Below are 2,996 nucleotides of genomic sequence, written 5' to 3'. Positions count from 1 at the left end.
CGGTGAGCCGGGCATCGCTCATCAGGTTCACCGCGTAGGCCTCCACCACCAGCCGGCCCCCGCTCCCGCCGCCGCCGCCGCCGCCCGCTCCGGAGTTCTTGTTGGCCTGGCCGCCGGCACCACCGCCGCCGCTCACGGAGAGCGCCTTCTGGAGGGTCAGGGTCCGTGCCACGGAGAGCTGGAAGGCGCCGCCTCCGGCTCCTCCCTGGCCTCCCGCCATGTTGCCCGTGCCGCCGCCATTGCCTCCGGCGCAGCCACCCAGCAACAGCAGCGGATCATTGTTCTGGGGATCTCCCCCGGCCCGTGCCGTCCCGCCCGGTGTAAAGCCAATGCCTCCGGCCGCGCCCGCGGTCGCGTTGCCGCCGCCCCCGCCACCCTCCGCCTCACGCTCGGTCACGGTTCCCGTCACGCCCGTGGAGGAGCCACAGAGGGCATGGTTGCCGCCGGCTCCGCGCAGCGTGGCGCCGTTGAAACGGCCATTGGCCAGGATGGGCTGTCCGGGGTTCGCGTCCCCATAGACGGCGAGGATGATGGGCAGCGACCCAGTGAAGCGCAGCGGTCCACCCAACGTCAACGCGCTCACCGGGAACAGCACCGCCTGCAGGCCGCCGTTCAAGGTCGTGATGACCCTCGGCTTGAGGCTGGTCCTGTTCGTCACGCGGTTGTCCTGGTCCCACGTGAGCGTATCCGTGTTGAAGGTCACTTCACCGGAGGTGGTGAGGGCCGCGATGTCGGCGGGGTCCACCGCGTCCGGATCGAAGTTGCTGGGACGGTAGGGGAATGCGCTGCACGCGCCGTCTCCTCCGCGGCACCATCCCGCGCGCTGGTTGAGAGGGTTCACGCAGGCCGTGTTCACCTGCGCCGGGTCGGGGGCGTAGCTGCAATCATTGTTCGCCGCGCAGCCGCTGGTCGCGGGCAGGAAGCAGGTCTTGAGAGGGCAGAGGCTTGGCGCTCCACTGACGCAGGTTCCATTTCCATCACAGGTGTCATTGACGGTGCAGGTCTGGGAGTCCGTGCACGTGGAGCCCGCTGCCTGCGGCCTGAACTCGCATGCGCCGGTGGCCGTGTTGCAGGTGCCCGTGCTCTGAATGCACGCCTTGCTCTGCGTGCACGAGCGCTCGGTGCCCTTGCACTGCGCCATGCTCCCCGAGCCCGAGCAGCGGTCGCTTTCAGTGCAAGGGTTGCCGTCGTCGCAGGCCCGGTCCACGCAATCCTGTTCCTGACAGCCGAACCGCTTGTTGCAGTTGAGGTCTTCCGTCCCGGTGCAGGTCTCCTCCGCGCCCGGATGGGCGTCGGCCCGTTTGTCGTCGCAGTCGGAGACCCCCGCCCACTCGACGCCCGTAGGCGAGCCGTCGCCGTCTTCGTCCACGGCCTTCAACGTCACGTCGAGGCGCGTGAACTCCTTGGGGATGACGGTGAGCGAAGCGCTCGGGAAGGTCTCCACGGCGTCGCCCGAGCAACTGTTCCCCAAGGCCGTCACATACGACGACACCGTGACGCTCAGCGCCGTGTCCCAGTCCGCCTTGCGGCGCACCGCGACCAGCACCTCCCGCTTGTCGGCGTTCTTGAACTGGCTGGAGAGGATGTCCGTCCGGTCGGAATGCCCGTTCGCATCCTTCGCCTCGACGCGCAGGCACGCGGGCCTGAAGGAGCCGTACTTCACGGACACCCGGATGGCGCCTTCGTCGGGGGCCTTCTCCCCGCAGGCGGCCAGCAGCAACACACATCCCAACAGGCAGAGCCGTTGCATATGGCTTCGCAGTCTACCCGTCGGCCCTCCTCCTCTGAAGCCTCGCGGAGGAGAAGGCAGGGTTCCCAAGGACACGTCAGGGTGGGGGACAACCCTCCGTGGGGACCGGGCTCAGGACGGCGTCGTTCAGGGCGCAGGAGCGAACGCTGCGCAGGTGGATGGAGCCCGCGGCGCCGCCGCCACCTCCGCCACCGCCGCTCCCCAGAACGATAGCACCCTCACCCCCGCCGCCGCCGTTGGCGGTGAGGCGCGCACTGGACGTCAGGCTCACCTGGAAGGCTTCCAGCACGATGCGCCCTCCGCTCCCGCCGCCACCACCCCCCGCCGACTGGGCGGGTGACTCGCTCGCCTTTCCGCCCAGGCCGCCGCCGCCGCTCACGGAGAGGGTCTTTTCGACGGTCAGTGTCCTGGCGACCGAGATCTGGAATGCGCCACCCCCAGCGCCGCCAGGCCCAGCCGCCGCCGACGACGGTGGGGACGTCCTGGTACAGGGAGCCCGCGCCCAGGCCGTTGAGGTCGATGGACTGCACGCCGTTCTGCGCCGTCTTGTACGTGCTTTTCATCACCTTGATGCTCGAAGCTGCCATTGGTCGAGACGGTGATGCCCTGCTCGGCCTTGCCCAGTTCCGGGGCGTTGATCACCGCGTCCGGGCCCCCACAGCCCGCCAGCGCGAAAAAGCCAAAGCCCGCCACCGCGCTGCAACGCAGCACATGCTTGCGATTCATGATGTGATTCCCCCTGAGATGTGTTTCGCCCGTGCGTCGTGCGACAGGCGAAACACACACTACATGTTCTCACATGCAGTGTGTGAAACTTCACATCCAGGGTTGCTGGCCTGGTTGCTACCCAGGCGGGTCAGGGGAGGGTGCAGCCCCCCGTGGGAACAGGGCTGAGGACAGCGTTGGCGTTCACGGTGCAGGTCTGGATGCCCCGCAGGTGGATGAAGCCCATGGCGCCGCCACCGCCGCCGCCACCCCCTTCGAAGCCGTTGTACGTGGCGCCGTTTTTTCCCGTGCCCGCCGCGCCGTTCCGCGCGGCTCCCTGTCCGCCCTCGCCCTTGCTAATCGATATGGGGGTGGAGCCTCCAGGAGCTGGGGCCGCGGTGTCCACGCTGCCACTGCTCGCGCTGGCCCCGTTTTCATCGTCGTTGTTCTTGGCCGTCCCTCCCTCGCCGCCGCCTCCGCCATTGGCGGTGAGCCGGGCATCGCTCATCAGGTTCACCGCGTAGGCCTCCACCACCAGCCG

2 protein-coding genes and 1 pseudogene are annotated in these 2,996 nt (G+C 68.8%); all 3 read right to left on the bottom strand.

What is annotated here, in order from left to right; genetic code table 11:
* Positions 1 to 1,723: hypothetical protein (locus tag ACLEQD_RS40350; protein WP_410391258.1), on the bottom strand; the 1,723-nt coding region annotated here is incomplete at its 3' end.
* 426 nt (positions 1,724 to 2,149) lie between these two features.
* Positions 2,150 to 2,476 (bottom strand): hypothetical protein, encoded by a 327-nt coding sequence (locus tag ACLEQD_RS40345; protein WP_410391257.1) that lies wholly within the window; start codon positions 2,474 to 2,476, stop codon positions 2,150 to 2,152.
* A 130-nt stretch (positions 2,477 to 2,606) separates the two neighbouring features.
* A pseudogene (locus ACLEQD_RS40340) lies at positions 2,607 to 2,996 on the bottom strand (hypothetical protein); the annotation flags it as partial.

The organism is Corallococcus sp. 4LFB (assembly GCF_046520365.1).
Classification (GTDB): domain Bacteria; phylum Myxococcota; class Myxococcia; order Myxococcales; family Myxococcaceae; genus Corallococcus; species Corallococcus caeni.
Note: the sequence above shows the minus strand (reverse complement) of the source record. Positions and strands in the feature narration are given on the sequence as shown.

What these genes read in the sequence shown, in the direction of transcription:
- ACLEQD_RS40345 (WP_410391257.1), bottom strand. Translation starts at nt 2,476, where the DNA reads ATGAATCGCAAGCATGTGCTGCGTTGCAGCGCGGTGGCGGGCTTTGGC.